Consider the following 18455-nt stretch of genomic DNA (forward strand, 5'->3'; position numbering starts at 1 on the left):
CATTTAACCAAAGGAGGACAAGATGGACGACATCATTAGAGAAATCGGGATGATTTCTCGAGCCTTAGATTCGATCAGCAATATTGAATTTAAAGAAATCGAATTAACAAGAGGTCAATATCTTTATTTGGTACGTATTTGTGAACATCCTGGAATCATCCAAGAAAAACTAGCAGAAATGATCAAAGTCGATCGCACAACGACGGCACGAGCAATCAAACGGTTAGAAGAAAAAGGGATGGTCCAAAGTGCGGCGGATCAGACAAATAAAAAAATCAAGAAACTCTATCCGACAGACAAAGGTAAAAAAATCTATCCATTTATCATCCGGGAACACCATTATTCCAATCAGGTAGCACTCAAAGGATTGACATCAGAAGAAGTTGAACAATTGCAAAGGATGTTAAAAAAAGTTCGACAAAATGTGAGTGAGGATTGGAATTTTGTAAAAAAGGGCAACAAAAGAATTTATTGAAAGGAACAGGCAAGTGGAAAAAATCGAAATCAAGAAAATGACCGTTTCAGATGCGGAACTTCTTCAAACAATCAGTATTGAAACCTATCGAGATACGTTTGGCGCATATAACAGTGAGGAACTGATGCGGATTTATTTAGATGAAGCATATGAGATCAATAAATTGATGAAAGAACTGCAAAATGAACAATCAGAATTTTACTGGGCAATGGTCGATGGCGAGATCGCAGGTTATTTGAAACTGAATGTTGACCAAGCACAATCAGAAAAAATGGGGGATCATTTTTTAGAAATTGAGCGGATCTATGTACGCAGTGCATTTAAAGCAAATGGAATCGGCTCAACACTTATGGCACTTGCTATCCAACGAGCGCAAGAACAACAAAAAGAAGCAATTTGGTTAGGCGTATGGGAACACAATCACCCAGCACTGCGCTTTTACAAGAAACATGGTTTTTCGCATCATAGCGAACATATTTTTTATATGGGTGATGACGCTCAAACAGATTATATTTTTGTCAAAAAAATCAATGGAGGAGAAATGAATGAATAAAGTAATTGTAGACTCAACTTTTTGGGAAGTTTTCCCGGAAGCAACGATCGAAATCTTAACTGTTGAAGGTATCGATAATCATGTCCAAGAAGACCAAGAAGAAACCTATCATCATTTATTGAATCAGGCAGCGAAAGAAGCAAGAACATATCTAACAGAAGAACCCTTTAGTCAAAATGAAGTGATTGCACAGTGGCGCCAAGCTTTTTCGCAATTCAAAACAAAAAAAGGGGCACGCTCTTCTATTGAAGCGTTATTGAAAAGGGCCAATCAAGAACGTGAATTTTACCCAATCAATCCTTTGGTAGATATTTACAATAGCATCTCACTAAAATATGGTGTGCCATGTGGTGGGGAAGATATTGCGAAAATCCAAGGAGATCTGCATTTAGGAAAGGCAAAAGGTGGAGAAAACTTCTTACCTCTAGGAGCAGACAAAGATGCGCCAGCGTTGCCAGAAGAAATCATCTACTATGATAAAGAAGGTGCTATTTGCCGTTGTTTCAATTGGCGAGAAGCACAGCGGACAATGCTTACCGAAGAAACTGCGCATGCTGTCTTGGTTATCGAATCAATCAATCCAGAACAAGCAAAACGTGGGAACGAAGCAATCCTTGAATTAAAGAAAATGATCGATCAAACATTCCATGTGACAAGCAATCATTACACTTTAACAAAAAATCAAACAGAAGTAACAATAAATTAAAAAATAAGCCTCACCGATAAGAACTCTCTACCATGTGCTTGAAAGCGTTCTTGCATTGGTAGAGGTTTTTTTGGTAGAATCCGTTTTCGTGATATAATAGAAGTAATTAGTTTCCCTATACAAAAGGAAATAAAAGGAGGATATAAAATGATCGGTAAAACTCGTGTGATGCTCTATGCAGAAGATGTTGAAAAAATCAGTCAGTTTTTTGTCGAAAAACTAGGAGCGACAGTCAGCGAAACAGTTGAATTACCAGAAGAGTTCCACAGTGTGATAGTAGCCATCTCTTCTGAATTTGAACTAGGTATTTTCCCTAAAGTTTTTGTGCAACGCTTTTCACCAGAAGTATTAGGTACGCCTCCATCAATACTATTTTTTACCGATCGATTTGAGGAAATCTATGAACAAATGGAAAATCCTGGTGAAATCGCGGACAACAACGGAGTTTTGACATTTAATTTTTCTGATCCGGAAGGAAACTATTTTGTGATTGGCCAGATGGAAAGAAAGGAAGAAGAAAATGAGTCTAACTGAAAAAATGGAAGTGTACTTAAAAGAGCGACGGGGAGAAAAAAGTGAAAAGTTAAGAAAGAAAAATAGTGAATCTGGCAAAGATCGTACAAAAGGCTGGGGCAAGATGGTCGATACTGGCTTTGGTGGATTGAATTCAATGAACCATGCACATGATACGGTAACAAGTTGGCAACATGAAATTGACAATAAGGCGTTTATTGCAGAAGAACAGCGACGAATTGCTCGCGAAAACACGAAAAAATAAGAGCATACGACAAGAATTTAAGTTTTGAATAAAAAGCTAATGTTCACGCTAAAAGTCTTAATGGTAAAAATAAAGAATTAATGTTCGGATTTTGCTTAAAATCCGAATTTTTTATTTACTTATGTTATTATTTAGTATATGATTAACCTCGTTGTTTTATTAATAAAACTAATTTTTAAAGGACTTTTTTATAAATGTTCGGCTTTTAGGGGGATGGAAGATGAAGGAAAAAATACTTTCCTACTTCGAGATTGAAAAACTAGGTACAACAGTTAAAAGAGAGGTACTTGCTGGTTTCACGACGTTTATTTCAATGGCGTATATTTTGTTTGTGAATCCAACTGTTTTAGGTGCCTCTGGTATGGATGAGGGAGCAGTATTTACTGCTACTGCTTTGGCAAGTGCAATCGGCTGTATTTTGATGGGTGTTTTAGCACGTTACCCAATTGGAACGGCGCCAGCTTTAGGTATCAATGCCTTTTTTGCTTATTCTGTTTGTTTAGGAATGGGAATTCCTTGGGAAACAGCGTTAGCAGGAGTTTTCGTTGCTTCATTGATCTTTATTTTGATCACGATCTTTAAATTGCGTGAAATGATCATCGATGCAATACCTGCAGACTTGAAATATGCTATTTCAGGTGGGATTGGTTTGTTTATTGCTTTTCTTGGTTTAAGTGAAGGTGGCATCATCGTTTCGAATAAATCGACTTTAGTTGGATTAGGTTCCTTAAGTGTAGGAACGACATGGCTTACTATCTTTGGACTAGCGATCACAGCGATTTTACTTGTTCGTCGTGTTCCTGGAGGTATTTTTATCGGGATGGCAGCAACGACAATTTTAGGCTTGATCACTGGATTGATTCCAATGCCGTCTCAAATCGTTTCAGCTGCACCAAGTTTGAAACCAACATTCTTGGTTGCCCTAAAACATGTAGGGGATATCAATTCTCTACAAATGTGGGTGGTTGTGTTAACTTTCTTATTGGTCACTTTCTTTGATACGGCAGGTACATTAGTTGGCCTCGCCAATCAAGCTGGTTTCATGAAAGACAATAAAATGCCACGTGTTGGAAAAGCATTAGCTTCTGACTCAACAGCAATGCTTGCTGGTTCTTTATTAGGAACGTCACCAGTTGGGGCATTTGTTGAATCATCAGCAGGAATCGCAGTCGGTGGTCGCTCAGGGATCACAGCTGTGACAACAGGGATCTTCTTCTTGTTAGGATTGTTCTTCTCACCACTATTATCTGTCGTTACTTCTCAAGTGACAGCACCAGCGTTGATCATGGTTGGTGTCTTGATGGCACAATCATTACGACAAATCGAATGGGGCAAATTAGAGATCGCTATTCCTTCATTCCTGATTTTGATTGGTATGCCGTTGACTTATAGTATCTCAGACGGGATCGCATTAGGATTCATTTTTTATCCAATCACAATGCTTGCTGCAAAACGCGGAAAAGAAGTTTCACCAATCATGTACCTATTATTCTTCGTCTTCATCGGTTTTATGTGGATATTGAACGTGTAATATATAATAAAGAGTATAGAAAAAAATTGGGACAGAGGTATTACGAAGACGTTGCTTTCTGAACCATTCATGTTTGAAAAGGCTGAGACAAAAGTGTTTCTTACTTTTGTCTCACGCTTTTTTTTTAATTTCCGAAAAAACTGACTTTTGGACGCCGTTTATTCGCGAGTCTGTAGCAAGCCTGATTTTTAGATTTGTCCCACGCTTTTTTTACAGTTCGTCAACTAATCGATAGCTATTCTTTCGTGGTAACTATGGATCAGTAAAAAACTTCTTGTCTTTTTCTATAAGAGAGGTTGATCGAAAAAACTTGTTATCGGTAACAAGCAATGTCCATTCAAAAAGAAATCGCGTACCAGCAACATTTAATTGAGTTTAGCAAAAAAAGTGAAGAAAATCGGTATTTACTCCTTTTTATGAAAGCGTTACAATTCTTGAAAGAAGGACATTTTTTTGATAGTGGAGGAAAATATGGAGAAAAAATGGTGGCATCAATCAGTTGTTTATCAGGTCTATCCGCGTAGTTTCCAGGATACGAATGGTGATGGGATCGGTGATTTACAAGGTGTGATTTCAAGATTAGATTATTTGAGTTATTTGGGCATCGATACGATCTGGCTTTCCCCGGTTTACGAATCACCTAATGATGATAACGGATATGATATTAGTGATTACCAAGCAATCATGGCAGAGTTCGGAACAATGGCTGATATGGAACAATTAATCAGTGAGGCAAAAAAACGGGGAATCAAGATCATTATGGATCTAGTTGTTAACCATACTTCAGATGAGCATATCTGGTTTGTCGAAGCACGGAAAAATAAAGACAATCCTTATAGAGACTATTACATTTGGAGAGATCCATTAAACGGTGATGTTCCTAACCAATTGCGTTCGATATTCAGTGGGTCTGCTTGGCAGTTGGATGAAGCAACTGGTCAGTATTATTTACACCTTTATAGTAAAAAACAACCTGATCTAAATTGGGAGAATGAAAAAGTACGGCAAGAGATCCATCAAATGATGAATTTTTGGATCGGCAAAGGCATTGGTGGTTTTCGCATGGACGTAATCGATACGATCGGTAAACTACCTGATCAGGGGATAACCAATAATGGACCTAAGCTACATGAGTATCTGCAAGAAATGAATCAGGCAACGTTTGGCGACAAAGATTTGATGACAGTAGGCGAAACGTGGGGAGCAACAACGGAGATTGCAAAGTTATACTCTGACCCTAAGCGCAATGAACTGTCGATGATCTTCCAATTTGAACATGTCGGGTTGGACCAGCAAAAAGGAAAAGATAAATGGGATCTTCAACCGTTAAGTATCTCTGAATTAAAAAACGTACTCTCTAAATGGCAAACCTCTTTAGGAGAAGAAGGTTGGAATAGTCTGTTTTGGAACAACCACGATCTGCCACGAATCATTTCTCGGTGGGGGAATGATCAAGAATACCGTGAAGAAAGCGGAAAAATGTTTGCCATTCTACTGCATATGATGAAGGGGACCCCGTATATTTATCAGGGGGAAGAAATCGGGATGACGAATTATCCCATCAGTGATATCAGTGAAGTAGAAGATATCGAAAGTATCAATATGTATCATGAACGCCTAGCAGCAGGTTATTCAAAAGAAGAGATCCTGCGTTCTATCAATGCAAAAGGCCGTGATAATGCACGCACACCAATGCAGTGGGACAATAGCGAAAATGCTGGTTTTACAACTGGGACACCTTGGTTGCACGTCAACCCGAATCATCAAGAAATCAATGTAGAAAATGCGTTGAAAAATAAAGAGTCTATTTTCTATACGTATAAAAAATTGATTGATCTACGCAAGACGAATGACAGTATCGTCTGGGGTGAGTACCAATTAGTACACGATACGCCAGAAGAAGTATTTGCCTATCTTCGTTTGTCTGCTAACGAGAAGTGGCTAGTCGTAGGCAATATATCAGACAAAACACAAAAATTTACAGTGCCGAACGGTGATTTCTCGTTAGTAGTCACAAATTACCCGCAAGAAACTGTTCCTAAAGGCGAAATAGTATTACGTCCTTATGAAGCTTTTGTCTTACATGCGGATAATAAATAAGCTTGATTGTTCAATTTTTGGAGAGAACAAGTAGTAGCTGGGTATTTTGCATCTGTTTACTGGTATTTCTAATGATAACTAGCGAACTGAAAATCAATAAAAAGCTGGGATTTACCTATGTATTAGGTGTGTTCCAGTTTTTTTGGTCTAATGCTTAGAGCAAAATGAAGCTTTCACAACCTTATCCACGGTGTTCAATGAGCTGACCTTCAACAATAAATCAAAAACTCTCAAAACATGGAGAGCTGTTTCGAGAGTTTCCTCCTTATTGCTCAGGTCAAAGCGCTCTTTTTACAACCTTTATCCACGGTGTTCAAAGAGCTGACCTTCAACAATAAGTCAAAAAATCTCAAAATATGGGAAGCTATTTCGAGATTTTCTTCCTTATTGCTCAGGTCAAAGCGCTCTTTTCACAACCTTTATTCATGGTGTTCAAAGGCTTGCATCTTCAACAATAAGCCTAAACAGATGAAAAACATGAGAAGCTGTTTTTCTCTGTTCATTCTTATTGCTTGATGCAGACCAGCCTTTTCACAACCTTTTGACAAATAACTTAAATCATACTATGATATGTACGCTGATATTAGGGGGAGAAAGAATGGGAAAACCAATTGAACAAGCATTAAATGAATGTCTGTTTTTTAGTGTGAAAAAATTAGATCGCATGTTGAACAAAATGGCGGATGAGGCGTTCAAAAAGACTGGTCTAGCACCGACATATGGATTCATCTTGTTGATTTTGAAAGAAAAAGATGGACTGCCACAAAAGGATATTGCACAAATGCTCTATTCTGCGCCGTCTACGATTGCTCGCTTTGTTGAAAAATTAGAATATAAAGGGTATATCAAAACAGTGAGCGACGGACGCTTGTCTCTTGTTTATTTGACGGATGAAGGTCGGGAATTCATCAAAGAAATCGACAGTAGCTGGGAAGAACTTCATCAGGCATACAATGCTGTGTTAGGTACAGAAGTAAGTGGTCAGTTATCACAAGATTTAAATGCTGCTACAGATAAACTACAAAAAAAATAAAAAATTTTTTACGCATAATAATTGTATGCACAACTAATTATGTGCTTTAATAAATAGAGACATTATAATGGAGGAATCAATATGACAAATTTTAATGAAACAATGACATTCCCTTCTGGTGCGACACTTAAAAATCGTTTGATGATGGCACCAATGACTACACAACTAAGCTTTTACAATGGTGTGATCACAGAAGATGAAATCAAGTATTATGCGGAACGTTCAAATGGATTAGGAGCAGTGATCACTGGTGCAGCGAATGTCCAAGATCTAGGAAAAGGCTGGCCTGGAGAATTAAGTATTGCCCATGATGAAATGATTCCTCGTTTGAGTGAGTTAGCGCAAGCAATCCAAGCGAAGGGTGCTAAAGCAATCATCCAAATTTTCCATGGCGGTCGGATGACGAAGCGTGCGACTTTGTCTGGTGAACAAATCGTTTCAGCAAGTGCGATTCCTGCAGAACGACCTGATGCGGAAACCCCACGTGCCTTGAGTGAAGATGAAATCAAGGAAACAATCATTGCTTTCGGTGAAGCAACTAGAAGAGCGATTGAAGCAGGTTTTGATGGAGTTGAATTGCACGGAGCGAATACTTATTTGATCCAACAATTTTTTTCTCCACATTCTAACCGTCGTGAAGATCAATGGGGCGGAAGTATAGAGAATCGCTATCGTTTTATTGATGAATTACTTAAAAGTGTATTCCAAGCAGTCGAAAAATATGCGAAGAAACCATTCATCGTGGGTTACCGTTTTTCACCAGAAGAATTTGAAACACCTGGTATCCGTTTGGAAGATACGATCTGGTTGTTGGAACGTTTACGTGAAACAAAACTAGATTATCTCCATGTTTCATTAAATACCTATGATCGAGTCGCTCATTCTGAAAAGTATGCAGATAAAACGATTCTTGAATACGTCCATGAAGCACTACAAGGAAAGATCCCATTAGTTGGGGTGGGTAATGTCCGTAATCGTCAAGATGTGGAAACGGTTCTAGCAAATGCTGAATTGGTCGCAATTGGCCAACAGATGATCGTTGACCCAGATTGGGCTGTAAAAATGGTGGAAGATCGGGATGCTGAGTTTGTGACGAAGCCGTTTGAAGAAGCATATCAAGAGCTTTATCTACCCAGTCCATTGTATAATTTCTTGAATATGCGTTATCAACCATCTAAATAGATAGGAAGAAGGAATAACAATGAAAGTACTGATTGTTTTAACGAATACTGAAAAATATTCAGGAATCGATCGTCCAACTGGTTTGTGGTTAAGCGAATTGACTCATTTCTATGATGTGTTAGTCAAAAATAATATCTCAGCTGATTTTGTTAGTCCTAATGGTGGCTATGTCCCCGTTGAACCACAAAGTATCTCAAATATGGATGCAATCGATTGGACTTATTATCAAGATGAAGATTTTCGTAATCGTGCTTTGGGAAAAACACTTCGTCCAACTGAAATAAATGTGGATGATTATTCTGCAATTTATTATGCAGGTGGACACGGTACAATGTGGGATTTCCCAGGTTCAGTTGATTTAGGGAAGATTGGTTCGGCTATTTATCAAAATAACGGGATCGTTTCTGCAGTTTGCCATGGTGTAGTTGGCTTATTACCGATCACAGATGCTGAAGGTCAAACTATCTTAGCAGGACGGACTGTGACAGGGTTTAGTAATGAAGAAGAAGCGGCAAATGGTACAACAACGGAAGTTCCATTTTTAACTGAAGATGCCTTAAAAGAAAAAGGTGCAAACTACCAAGCTGGAGCAGCTTTTACAGATGTTGTGCATGTGGATGGTCGCTTATTGACAGGTCAAAATCCGCAATCTGCTCATAGTTTAGGGCTTAAAGTCGTTGAAGCACTGACAAGTAGATAGAGAGGTTTATTGATGGAATATAAAACATTAAACAATGGCTTGACCATTCCAATCTTAGGATTTGGCGTCTATCAAATCTGGGATGAAGAGGAATGTGAAAAAGCAGTTCTTGAAGCACTGAAAATAGGCTATCGGTTAATTGATACAGCTGCTGTTTACTATAATGAAGAAGCAGTTGGTCGGGCAATCAAGAAAAGTGGGATTCCTCGAGAAGAAATCATCTTGACTTCTAAGTTGTGGGTGACGGACGCAACTTATGAGGGAGCATACAAAGCATATGAGCGTTCCTTGGAAAAATTAGATGTCGACTATCTAGACATTTTTTTGATCCATCAACCGTATAACGATTATTATAGTGCTTGGCGTGCGATGGAAGAACTGTATGAAGCGAAGAAAGTCAAAGCAATCGGAGTCTCCAATTTTTCTACAGGACGATTGACTGACTTGATTTTAAACAATCAGGTGAAACCCGTCATCGATCAAATCGAACAGCATCCGTATAAACAAAGACAATTGCAAAGAGAAACAGCACAGCATTTTGATGTTGCAGTGGAAGCTTGGAGTCCGTTCAATCAAGGAAAAGAAGGAATCTTTGAAGACGAATTGTTGCTGCAATTCGCACATAAATATCAAAAAAGTGTGCCTCAAATCATTTTGAGATGGCAAACACAAATTGGTGTGATCACGATTCCAAAATCAGTTCATCCAGAACGGATGGAAGAGAATTTTACGATTTTTGATTTTCGATTGACGGAAGAGGAAATTGCAGCGATTACTCGGCTAGATAAGGCACCACAGTCAACTGGACCACGAGAACATCGTGAATTAGTTGAAAATCTGCATCAAATCGATCCAAACAAGCAGTAAAATATCCACCAATAAAAATAAACGAAATTAAAGCGAGTGTATGGCAAAAATTTTGCCATACACTCGCTTGATTTTGTTTGTTTTTTTACGATTATTCTTGATAAGCTAGTTTCTTATTCTGCTCGTAAAGCAATCGCAGCATCTTTCTTAGCAGCCATTCGTGCTGGAACATGTCCGCCTAACATCGTCAAGATAGTCGAAACTACGATTAAGATGATTGCGTGAACAGGGTTAAGTTGTGCAACATTTTTTAAGTCAGTCATGTTGTATAGGATGCTGTTGATTGGGAATGTTGCCAACCAAGCAATCAAAACACCTAATATTCCTGATGAGATACCCAAGATACATGTTTCGGCGTCGAAGACACGTGTGATATCTTTTTTGCGAGCACCTAATGCTTTTAGCACACCGATTTCTTTTGTACGTTCAATAACAGAAGTGTAAGTAATGATACTGATCATGATCATACTTGTGACTAAGGAAATACCAGCAAAGGCAACTAATACATAGGTGATCGCATCCATTAAGCCACCAGTCAATTCAGTCATTGTGCCAGCTAGATCAGAATAAATGATTTTATCTTCTTCTGATTTTCCTTTGTTGTAATCATTTAAATAATCAAGGATCTGTTCTTTGTCACCAAAATTATTTGGATAGATCATGATACTTGATGGAATACTGTCGCCACCTAAATAGCTAATCAATGATTGTTTCGTTGTTTCGTCTACTTTTTCAGTAGTCAATACATTGGTGTCACTTTCTTTTTGCGCTTTGACGATATCAGAATCTTTGTTTTCATTTACGATTTGTGTCGTTAATTGATCACTATAAGCAATCCCTGGAGAAAGCAAATTCATTGTAGAAGAAGATTTGACACGTAAAATACCAGAAATTTTTACTTCATCGGTTGAATTAGCATACATCGCATCATAGTCAGTATTTGGAATGAAATTACCAGTTGGTAGTTTTGTATAGTAATTGTTGTTATTTACAATTTTAAATGTCGTACCAACGATTTTATCAAAATCTAATTTTTGACCATCCTTGACATCAAACCCAAGATTTTTCAAGGCATTGATATTCGTATTGTTGTTCCCATCAACGATCAAAACAACATCTGTGGCAGAAGAAGGATAGCTTCCATCCAGTAGAGAATAGTTTGCTTGTAAAAAGTTTTCTTTTTGATTATCCAGTTGTGTAGGGAAGGTCGAAACACCGACACCTGTCATTGCAGACATCGTGCTTGTCAGTGATAATGATTCAGAATCAGGGTTTTGGTTTGAGAAGTTGACTGGTTGGACTTTACCATCCACTTGACGAAGCATGTTGATGCCAGTTGCTCGTGTAAAACCAATGTTATTACTTAGATCAGAATCGATATTTGTTACATAGTCCACGTAAGTTTGATCGATTTTATTCGTATGTTGTGCTTTGTCTTCATCACTGATTTTGGCAGTGATCGTGTCTGTTTTTGGATAACTTGCTTTGCTTGCGCCTAAGCCAGTGGAATCATTTGTCTGGCTAGTTGTCACTTTAGAGATCGTGATCGGGAATTTAGCCATTGTCTCAGATTGTGTTTTATCGATTTGTTTTTGGAAACCTGAGGATAAAGCAAGAACGATAGCAATTCCGATGATCCCGATACTTGATGCGAATGAAGTTAAAAATGTCCGTCCTTTTTTGGTCCGAATATTGTTGAAAGAAAGTTTCAACGCTGTCCAAAAGCTCATTTTTGTGCGACGTAGATTGAATTGATCATCTTTTGGTCGTTCAATATGTGGGTTTGAATCGGATAAGATCTTCCCGTCAGAAAATTCGATGATACGGTCAGCATATTGATGGGCTAATTCAGGGTTATGGGTAACCATGATAACTAATTTTTCATTCGATAGTTCTTCGATCAATTCCATGATCTGGATACTTGTTTCAGTATCTAAAGCTCCAGTTGGTTCATCACAAAGCAAGATATCTGGATCATTGGCAAGTGCGCGTGCGATAGCGACCCGTTGCATTTGACCACCAGATAGTTGGTTTGGTTTTTTATGCATGTGGGCACTCAAACCAACCCGCTGCAATGCATTTTCTGCTTTCTTTCGTTTTTCTTCTTTTGATACACCACTAAGAGTCATACCAAGTTCGACATTTTCGATGATCCCTAAGTGACCGATCAAATTATAGCTTTGGAACACGAAACCGATCGAATTATTGCGGTAAGCATCCCAGTCACTATCTTTGAAGTCTTTTGTTGATTTTCCATTGATGACCATATCACCTGAATCGTAATTATCTAGTCCACCAATGACATTCAGCATCGTCGTTTTACCTGAGCCACTTGGTCCCAAGATAGCAACAAATTCTTTTTTTCTAAAGGCAACAGATACGCCATCTAATGCTTTAGTAGTTGTTTCGCCGACTTTATAATATTTTTTTATATCTTTTAGTTGTAGCATATTCGCCCTTCTTTCCTTTTGAAATATTCGGTATACTAACAAGTATATCAGAATAACGAACGTAGTATACTCAATGAATATTAACTGAATGTGAACAATCAGAAAAAAACAAGAAATTTTTCAAAATAGAGGGAAAAATATGAACCGAATACTAGTAGTAGAAGATGATGTAAATTTGCAATTGCTTTATCGCTCAGTGTTAGAACGAGCTGGATTTTCAGTGATTACGGCAGCAAATGGAGAAGAAGCGCTTCAACGATTGGAAAATTACCAGATCGAGTTGATCATCACCGACATCATGATGCCTGGAATGGATGGGTATGAATTACTAGAACATCTAAGAGAAAGCAGGATCGAAGTGCCAGTCTTGATGATTACTGCGAAAGCTGACTTTGAAGATAAAAAACGCGGCTTTCATTTAGGCACCGATGATTATATGACGAAACCTGTAGATGTCAATGAGATGGTCCTACGCGTAGAAGCACTGTTGAGAAGAGCAAAAATCAATCACAGTAGTCAACTCGTTATTGGAAAAACAACACTAGATCAAGAGACCTATGAAGTGAGGATAGCAGAACAAGCAACAGTATTACCGCAAAAAGAATTTCTGCTTCTTTATAAGTTATTGGCTTATCCTAATAAAATTTTTACCCGCCAACAATTGATGGATGATATTTGGGGGCTAGATACAAACACAGAAGAACGGACGATCGATGTACATATCAAGCGTCTACGATCGCGATTTGATCATGTAGACGATTTTCGGATCCTAACTGTTCGTGGTCTAGGATATAAGGCGGTGATCGGAAGGTGAAAAAGAAACTTTATTCGCAGTTATGGATCTATTTTGCTAGCATCGTCTTTGTATCGATATTGGTGACCTTGCTCTGTTTCCTCTGCTTTATTTTTCTGTTATCCCATCAATCGATTTCTCCATCTGAACGCCCGACGTTATATCCGTTAGTTGTCTTTGCTGGATTCAGTATGATCGTGGGTACAGGGATCTCGATTTTTGTTGGACGAAGGATCTTGATGCCAATCAGTGAACTGCGAACAAACATGAGCAAAGTCGCTACTGGCGATTTTTCGATCCAGATGAACGAACAGCCGAAAGTCGAAGAAGTGCAACAACTGTATAAAGATTTTAATGTGATGGTTCAAGAATTAAGTAGTATCGAGACTTTGAGAAATGATTTTGTTTCTAGTGTTTCCCATGAGTTCAAGACACCACTGGCAACGATCCAAGGCTATGTCCAATTGTTACAGGCAACGAATATTTCAGAAGAAGATAAACAAGTTTTTTTACAGCGGATCATCGAAAGCATCAATCAGCTCTCGCAGCTTACTGAAAATGTGTTGAAGTTGAATAAATTAGAAAATCAGCGGATACAATTAGAGAAAAAAACATTTCGACTAGATGAACAAATACGAGAAGTCATTGTATTCTTACAGCCAAAATGGGAAAACTTAAGATTGAATATCGAACTTGATTCCATTCACTATTTTGGAAATGAAGAGTTTTTATATCAAGTTTGGTTGAATATTATGGACAACGCAATCAAATATAATCAAACCAATGGTCAAATTGATATCAAACTGACTCAAAATGCGACAGATGTGTATTTTGAAGTGACGGACTCTGGAATTGGAATGACCGAAGAAACACAAAAGCGGATGTTTGAAAAATTTTATCAAGGAGATACAAGTCGGCAAATGGCTGGTAATGGATTAGGATTATCTCTAGTAAAGAAAATCTTGGAATTGCATCATGGAACGATTCGCTACAGTAGTATTCCAGAAGTGGGCACGACGGTAGTGATCCAGTTGAAAAAAGAATAGACCATTTATCGATCTCACAGAATAAGCTTTCAAACAAGGAACACAAGGTGGTGTTTTTTGTTTGAGGCTTTTTTTTTTTGTTTGGAGTAGCGCTTTTTTCCTTATTGCTCAGGTCAAAGTGGGCTTTTCACAACCTTATTCACGGTGTTCAAAAGCCAACTCCTTGAAATAAGTCTGGATTTTTCAAAACATGGAGAGCTGTTTCGAAAAATTCATTCTTATTATCAGCGGAGCTGACCGGCTTTTTCACAACCTTTATTCACGGTGTTCAAAGGCTTACATCTTCAACAATAAGCTCAACCAGATGAAAAACATGAGAAGCTGTTTTTCTCTGTTTGTTCTTATTGCTTGATGCAGACCAGCCTTTTTACAACCTCTATTCACGGTGTTCAAAGAGCTGACCTTCGGCAATAAGTCAAAAAATCTCAAAATATGAGGAACTATTTCGAGCTTTTCCTCCTTATTGCTCAGGTCAAAGCGCTCTTTTCACAACCTCTTTTACATATTCCCAGAATTTATCTGAAGCTAATGTGTGCTCGCCGGTTTTACGGGTGAAGGCTAGATGACTTTCTTTAGTTGGCGTGATGGGGACGATCACTGTATTTTCTTTCAGGAGGTTTTGAACGGTTTTTCCCATGACGATTGAGATACCCATATCGTTGGCAACCATATTGATGATCAAATCAATTCGGGAACCTTTGTAGGAGATCTTAGGTTCAAATCCTGCTTCTTCGCAAAGGTCTAAAACGGGTTGATAAAGATTTGTGCTTGGGCCAAGAACGAGAAAATCTTCATCTTTCAATTCTCTTAAATCAAGTTTTTCTCTGTTGGCGAATGGATGACTTCTTGGTAACACAGCAACAAAGGAATCTTTTTCAGTAGGGAGCCATTCAATATTTTTTGAGGGTTCATCAAAAATCCGCACAAAATGGATGGTATCACTATGTTCGTTCAACTCTTCATCGGTCATTTCAATACTTTCTACTTCTTTCAACTGGATCGTAAATTCTGGATACAGTTTCAGAAATTCGGTGATTTCAGAGAAACCTTCATAGTTGATCATTGTAGGGATCGTCAGGATATGGAGGGCGAGATTTTTTTCTTGCGTATACGTTACCAATACTTCTTGCATTGCGTGGTATTGTTCAACTACATTTTTTACATAAGGAATCAGTAAGTTTCCTACTTCTGTTAATTCTATTTTTCGGTGGACACGCTCAAATAATTTGACGTTTAATTCTTTTTCAAGTGAAAGGATTTGTTTTGAGATGTTTCCTTGAGTGGTAAATTGTCGTTCAGCGGTTTTAGTGAAATTCATTGTTTCTACTAAATCGAGAAAAATTTCAAATTTGCGGATATCCATAACTATGTCCCCTATCTATTCCAATTGAGAATACTTTAACATGAAATTTGAATTGGTGTAAGTACGACTCTCTGTTAAAATCTTTTTTGCAAAGGGAAATATACTTTACTAAAAATTTTCAAAAAATATTTCATACAAGAAGATGAGAGGAGTTTTTTAGCATGCCAACAGGAGTGTTGATTAATGCAGGTTCTGTATTATTTGGCGGATTGATCGGAGGTCTGGCGGGTAATAAGTTAAGTGAAAATTTCAAAGCACAGTTGACGATGGTTTTCGGTGTCTGTTCAATGGGAATGGGGATCTATTCGATTGCACCGATGAAAAATATGCCCGCAGTTATTTTCGCCTTGGTTATCGGTACAGCGATTGGACTGATCATCCATTTAGGACATGGAATCAATAAAGGGGCAGCCCTAATGCAAAAACCAATTTCTAAGATTTTCCCTAGCGAAAGATTAGGGATGTCCCACGAAGAATTTATCACTACATTAGTAACAGTTATTGTTTTGTTCTGTGCTAGTGGAACAGGTATTTACGGTAGTTTAGATTCTGGGATGACTGGGGATAGCACGATTTTGATCTCAAAATCTGTGTTGGATTTTTTTACAGCAGCTATTTTTGCATGTAATCTCGGTTATGTTGTTTCGGTAGTGGCGATTCCGCAATTTATTATTTTCTATATTTTATTCTTATTGGCTAAATTCATTTATCCGTTGACAACACCTGATATGATTTTAGATTTTAAAGCATGTGGAGGATTCTTGATGGTAGCAACAGGTTTCCGAATGATCAATGTCAAGATGTTCCCAGTTGCAGATATGATACCGGCGATGATCGTGATCATGCCGTTGAGTTGGCTCTGGACAAACATGATTATGCCAATGCTATAAGAAGGTACTTTTGAATGTTTGGTTAATGGAACGAACGATTGAGTTAAAAAAGTATAAAATATGTAAGTACGCTTACATATTTTATACTTTTTTTGTTGCAACTAATATTATATATGGTATAGTATTGGAGAGAAGATATTATTGTAATCTATAGAAGAAGGTGAAGGAATGCACATCCAAGTTCCGACGATATTGCTTGATGGGACAGTATTAGCTGCTTTAAGCAAAGAAGACATGTATGGTTATGCATTGACCAAAATCGTACAAGAAAGTTTATCTGTAAGTGAATCTACTATGTATCCAGTATTACGCAGATTGAAAAAAGAAGGTTTTTTAGAAACATATGATGAACCGTTTGAAGGAAGAAATCGCCGTTATTATCGATTGACTTCATTAGGGCATAATCAATTAGAGGATATAATTGATGAATGGATCGTGTTTCGAGACTCTCTAAATCGACTATTGGAGGATAATAAGCATGAATGAATATTTAGATGAAGTATTTAATGAACTTCAAGAACTCCCTGAGGATGACCGTTTCGATCTAATCCAATATTATGAAGAATATTTTTTAGATTCTGGTAAAACGATGGAGAAGATCCTTGAAGAGTATGGCACCCCTAAACAGTTTGCACTGAAATTAAAAATCAATTATTTCTCTGAATTGGATGATTCCAATGGAGGAAAAGTCAATACGAAAAGCTCAAAACGACAAGTACGTTTGATTTGGATGGTCATCATCGGGTTATGTGCTTCACCGTTATTGATTCCTCTAGCAATTGGTTTTATTGCAGTTATTTTCGGATTGATGCTGGCTTTGCTAATGCTCATCGTAGCAATCTATGTTGGGTGTATCTCTATTCTAGGTGTAGGATTGTTTGCGATCATTTCGGGTATTGGTGTTTTGGGACAGTCTGTGACTAGCGGACTATTCTATGTTGGAATGGGCTTGTTTGCAACGGGAAGTGTAGTATTCTTTGTTCCAATACTATTAAAATTAACAAAACTATTGTTCCAGATGATGATGAATTTTGTGAAATGGGTAGGAAGACGATTTGTCACAAACAGAACGATCCATCCTTCAAAAATATAGTAGAAAGTAGAGGTGAAAAAAATGAAATTGAAGCATTTTTTACTAGCGGGAATTGGATTGATGGTTACTGGTGGATTGCTTGCCGGAGTAACTTATGCGTATGGTGCCCAAAAAAATTTAACATGGGAAAATGGACCAAAATTGATTGAAATGGCGCAAGAGACACAAAAAATCAGCGCAGATAAAAAAATTGATCGATTGGAGGTCTCCGCAGAAAATCAAGCGGTTATAATCAAGCGTGGACTAGATTTCGAGGTAACAACTGTTCACGAAAAGAAATCTAAACCGATTATTTCAGTAAAGGACAATACTTTAGCTATTGCTGGTAATGAAAAAGAGCGAAATACATTGATCAGTGTGGAAGATGACACAGCAAAAATCATCATCACGATTCCTAAAAACATCGTTCTTTCAGAAATAAAGATTGAAGGAAACAACAGTCCAATCGAATTAGATGAAGTAAAGAGTAAAGCTATCAGCACGAATACGTATGGTGGGGCACTTACACTTACGAATATTGACGCAGACAAGCTTACAGCAGATGATAAATTAGGATCGATCTATATCAATGACGCAACGATTCAACAAATGGCTGTATCAACCAGTGACAGTCAACTTTCTTTGGAAGGCTTAGCAGCAAGTACCAAGGGCAAGATCGACTTACAAAATAGCCATCTAGATCTTTATGAAATGGAAGAAAATAATCTGGATATCCAACTTTCTGGTGACTCTCATCTTGAAAAAAATGGTGAGGAGATAACTACAGAATCATTTGGTCAAAAGGATAAAACGTTAACGATAACTGGTCAAAATAGTGTCGTACAGATATTAGGCGATACGGAATCAGATTATGACGATTATAATGACTATGACTAAAAAGTGAGTAGGTCATTCT

The 18455-nt window shown here is 37.8% G+C and carries 20 protein-coding genes; 18 read left to right on the forward strand and 2 right to left on the reverse strand.

Translation table 11 applies throughout. The features are described from left to right. The first annotated feature begins 22 nt into the window (after nt 1-22). The 12 genes from FGQ66_RS07475 to FGQ66_RS07530 all read left to right on the forward strand — a co-directional run bounded on the left by FGQ66_RS07475 (nt 23) and on the right by FGQ66_RS07530 (nt 9925). Nucleotides 23-475, forward strand: coding sequence for a MarR family winged helix-turn-helix transcriptional regulator (locus FGQ66_RS07475; RefSeq protein WP_081134191.1), 453 nt, complete (start codon nt 23-25; stop codon nt 473-475). A gap of 13 nt (nt 476-488) precedes the next feature. Beyond that, nucleotides 489-1028 carry a GNAT family N-acetyltransferase gene (locus FGQ66_RS07480; RefSeq protein ID WP_113846457.1) on the forward strand — a complete coding sequence of 180 codons (540 nt, stop codon included), beginning with the start codon at nt 489-491 and terminating at the stop codon, nt 1026-1028. Next, nucleotides 1021-1734 carry a B3/B4 domain-containing protein gene (locus FGQ66_RS07485; RefSeq protein WP_138302091.1) on the forward strand — a complete coding sequence of 238 codons (714 nt, stop codon included), beginning with the start codon at nt 1021-1023 and terminating at the stop codon, nt 1732-1734. The genes FGQ66_RS07480 and FGQ66_RS07485 overlap by 8 nt, the downstream gene beginning before the upstream one ends. Nucleotides 1735-1881: 147 nt before the next feature. Then, nucleotides 1882-2268 (forward strand): VOC family protein, encoded by a 387-nt coding sequence (locus FGQ66_RS07490; RefSeq protein ID WP_138302092.1) that lies wholly within the window; start codon nt 1882-1884, stop codon nt 2266-2268. Continuing rightward, on the forward strand, nt 2255-2512 hold the full coding sequence (locus tag FGQ66_RS07495; protein WP_138302093.1) for a hypothetical protein: 258 nt from the start codon (nt 2255-2257) through the stop codon (nt 2510-2512). Before FGQ66_RS07490 ends, FGQ66_RS07495 begins: the two co-directional genes overlap by 14 nt. Nucleotides 2513-2732: 220 nt before the next feature. Next, entirely contained in the window at nt 2733-4043 is a 1311-nt protein-coding gene (locus FGQ66_RS07500; RefSeq protein ID WP_005880480.1) for an NCS2 family permease, read from the forward strand. A 329-nt stretch (nt 4044-4372) separates the two neighbouring features. After that, entirely contained in the window at nt 4373-4567 is a 195-nt protein-coding gene (locus FGQ66_RS15145) for a hypothetical protein (protein WP_171024581.1), read from the forward strand. Continuing rightward, nucleotides 4515-6143 carry a glycoside hydrolase family 13 protein gene (locus FGQ66_RS07505; RefSeq protein ID WP_138302094.1) on the forward strand — a complete coding sequence of 543 codons (1629 nt, stop codon included), beginning with the start codon at nt 4515-4517 and terminating at the stop codon, nt 6141-6143. Before FGQ66_RS15145 ends, FGQ66_RS07505 begins: the two co-directional genes overlap by 53 nt. A 598-nt stretch (nt 6144-6741) precedes the next feature. Then, nucleotides 6742-7176: a MarR family winged helix-turn-helix transcriptional regulator gene (locus FGQ66_RS07515; protein ID WP_005880476.1), complete on the forward strand. Its 435-nt coding sequence runs from the start codon at nt 6742-6744 to the stop codon at nt 7174-7176. An 81-nt stretch (nt 7177-7257) separates the two neighbouring features. Next, entirely contained in the window at nt 7258-8358 is a 1101-nt protein-coding gene (locus FGQ66_RS07520) for an NADH-dependent flavin oxidoreductase (RefSeq protein ID WP_138302095.1), read from the forward strand. A gap of 19 nt (nt 8359-8377) precedes the next feature. Further along, a complete protein-coding gene (locus tag FGQ66_RS07525) occupies nt 8378-9058 on the forward strand; it encodes a type 1 glutamine amidotransferase domain-containing protein (protein ID WP_115234776.1) in 681 nt (226 codons plus the stop codon). A gap of 12 nt (nt 9059-9070) precedes the next feature. After that, the gene (locus FGQ66_RS07530) at nt 9071-9925 is read left to right on the forward strand and encodes an aldo/keto reductase (protein WP_113846449.1); all 855 of its coding nucleotides are present in this window, start codon (nt 9071-9073) and stop codon (nt 9923-9925) included. A gap of 113 nt (nt 9926-10038) precedes the next feature. On the opposite strand, the gene FGQ66_RS07535 is transcribed toward FGQ66_RS07530, so the two are convergent. Next, a complete protein-coding gene (locus FGQ66_RS07535) occupies nt 10039-12375 on the reverse strand; it encodes an ABC transporter ATP-binding protein/permease (RefSeq protein WP_138302096.1) in 2337 nt (778 codons plus the stop codon). Nucleotides 12376-12514: 139 nt separating this feature from the next. Here FGQ66_RS07535 and FGQ66_RS07540 point away from each other — a divergent pair, with 139 nt between their 5' ends. Both FGQ66_RS07540 and FGQ66_RS07545 read left to right on the forward strand, forming a co-directional pair. Further along, the gene (locus FGQ66_RS07540; protein WP_138302097.1) at nt 12515-13189 is read left to right on the forward strand and encodes a response regulator transcription factor; all 675 of its coding nucleotides are present in this window, start codon (nt 12515-12517) and stop codon (nt 13187-13189) included. Then, nucleotides 13186-14214 carry a HAMP domain-containing sensor histidine kinase gene (locus FGQ66_RS07545; protein ID WP_138302098.1) on the forward strand — a complete coding sequence of 343 codons (1029 nt, stop codon included), beginning with the start codon at nt 13186-13188 and terminating at the stop codon, nt 14212-14214. Before FGQ66_RS07540 ends, FGQ66_RS07545 begins: the two co-directional genes overlap by 4 nt. 472 nt (nt 14215-14686) lie before the next feature. Here FGQ66_RS07545 and FGQ66_RS07555 read toward each other — a convergent pair whose 3' ends face one another. Next, on the reverse strand, nt 14687-15577 hold the full coding sequence (locus tag FGQ66_RS07555) for a LysR family transcriptional regulator (protein WP_138302099.1): 891 nt from the start codon (nt 15575-15577) through the stop codon (nt 14687-14689). A 161-nt stretch (nt 15578-15738) separates the two neighbouring features. Here FGQ66_RS07555 and FGQ66_RS07560 point away from each other — a divergent pair, with 161 nt between their 5' ends. The 4 genes from FGQ66_RS07560 (at nt 15739) to FGQ66_RS07575 (ending at nt 18436) form a co-directional block, all read left to right on the forward strand. Beyond that, nucleotides 15739-16467: a DUF554 domain-containing protein gene (locus FGQ66_RS07560; RefSeq protein WP_138302100.1), complete on the forward strand. Its 729-nt coding sequence runs from the start codon at nt 15739-15741 to the stop codon at nt 16465-16467. Nucleotides 16468-16635: 168 nt separating this feature from the next. Next, nucleotides 16636-16953: a PadR family transcriptional regulator gene (locus FGQ66_RS07565; protein WP_005877447.1), complete on the forward strand. Its 318-nt coding sequence runs from the start codon at nt 16636-16638 to the stop codon at nt 16951-16953. Then, the gene (locus FGQ66_RS07570) at nt 16946-17560 is read left to right on the forward strand and encodes a DUF1700 domain-containing protein (RefSeq protein ID WP_081134202.1); all 615 of its coding nucleotides are present in this window, start codon (nt 16946-16948) and stop codon (nt 17558-17560) included. Before FGQ66_RS07565 ends, FGQ66_RS07570 begins: the two co-directional genes overlap by 8 nt. Before the next feature lie 21 nt (nt 17561-17581). Further along, on the forward strand, nt 17582-18436 hold the full coding sequence (locus tag FGQ66_RS07575; RefSeq protein ID WP_138302101.1) for a DUF4097 family beta strand repeat-containing protein: 855 nt from the start codon (nt 17582-17584) through the stop codon (nt 18434-18436). Nucleotides 18437-18455 lie beyond the last annotated feature (19 nt).

The organism is Enterococcus sp. BSD2780061688st2 D3 (assembly GCF_005844145.1).
Lineage (GTDB): Bacteria > Bacillota > Bacilli > Lactobacillales > Enterococcaceae > Enterococcus_B > Enterococcus_B durans.

Coding starts and splice junctions, on each gene's coding strand:
- FGQ66_RS07475 (WP_081134191.1), top strand. CDS start 23: ATGGACGACATCATTAGAGAAATCGGGATGATTTCTCGAGCCTTAGAT.
- FGQ66_RS07485 (WP_138302091.1), top strand. CDS start 1,021: ATGAATAAAGTAATTGTAGACTCAACTTTTTGGGAAGTTTTCCCGGAA.
- FGQ66_RS07490 (WP_138302092.1), top strand. CDS start 1,882: ATGATCGGTAAAACTCGTGTGATGCTCTATGCAGAAGATGTTGAAAAA.
- FGQ66_RS07495 (WP_138302093.1), top strand. CDS start 2,255: ATGAGTCTAACTGAAAAAATGGAAGTGTACTTAAAAGAGCGACGGGGA.
- FGQ66_RS07500 (WP_005880480.1), top strand. CDS start 2,733: ATGAAGGAAAAAATACTTTCCTACTTCGAGATTGAAAAACTAGGTACA.
- FGQ66_RS15145 (WP_171024581.1), top strand. CDS start 4,373: ATGTCCATTCAAAAAGAAATCGCGTACCAGCAACATTTAATTGAGTTT.
- FGQ66_RS07505 (WP_138302094.1), top strand. CDS start 4,515: ATGGAGAAAAAATGGTGGCATCAATCAGTTGTTTATCAGGTCTATCCG.
- FGQ66_RS07515 (WP_005880476.1), top strand. CDS start 6,742: ATGGGAAAACCAATTGAACAAGCATTAAATGAATGTCTGTTTTTTAGT.
- FGQ66_RS07520 (WP_138302095.1), top strand. CDS start 7,258: ATGACAAATTTTAATGAAACAATGACATTCCCTTCTGGTGCGACACTT.
- FGQ66_RS07525 (WP_115234776.1), top strand. CDS start 8,378: ATGAAAGTACTGATTGTTTTAACGAATACTGAAAAATATTCAGGAATC.
- FGQ66_RS07530 (WP_113846449.1), top strand. CDS start 9,071: ATGGAATATAAAACATTAAACAATGGCTTGACCATTCCAATCTTAGGA.
- FGQ66_RS07535 (WP_138302096.1), bottom strand. CDS start 12,375: ATGCTACAACTAAAAGATATAAAAAAATATTATAAAGTCGGCGAAACA.
- FGQ66_RS07540 (WP_138302097.1), top strand. CDS start 12,515: ATGAACCGAATACTAGTAGTAGAAGATGATGTAAATTTGCAATTGCTT.
- FGQ66_RS07555 (WP_138302099.1), bottom strand. CDS start 15,577: ATGGATATCCGCAAATTTGAAATTTTTCTCGATTTAGTAGAAACAATG.
- FGQ66_RS07560 (WP_138302100.1), top strand. CDS start 15,739: ATGCCAACAGGAGTGTTGATTAATGCAGGTTCTGTATTATTTGGCGGA.
- FGQ66_RS07565 (WP_005877447.1), top strand. CDS start 16,636: ATGCACATCCAAGTTCCGACGATATTGCTTGATGGGACAGTATTAGCT.
- FGQ66_RS07570 (WP_081134202.1), top strand. CDS start 16,946: ATGAATGAATATTTAGATGAAGTATTTAATGAACTTCAAGAACTCCCT.
- FGQ66_RS07575 (WP_138302101.1), top strand. CDS start 17,582: ATGAAATTGAAGCATTTTTTACTAGCGGGAATTGGATTGATGGTTACT.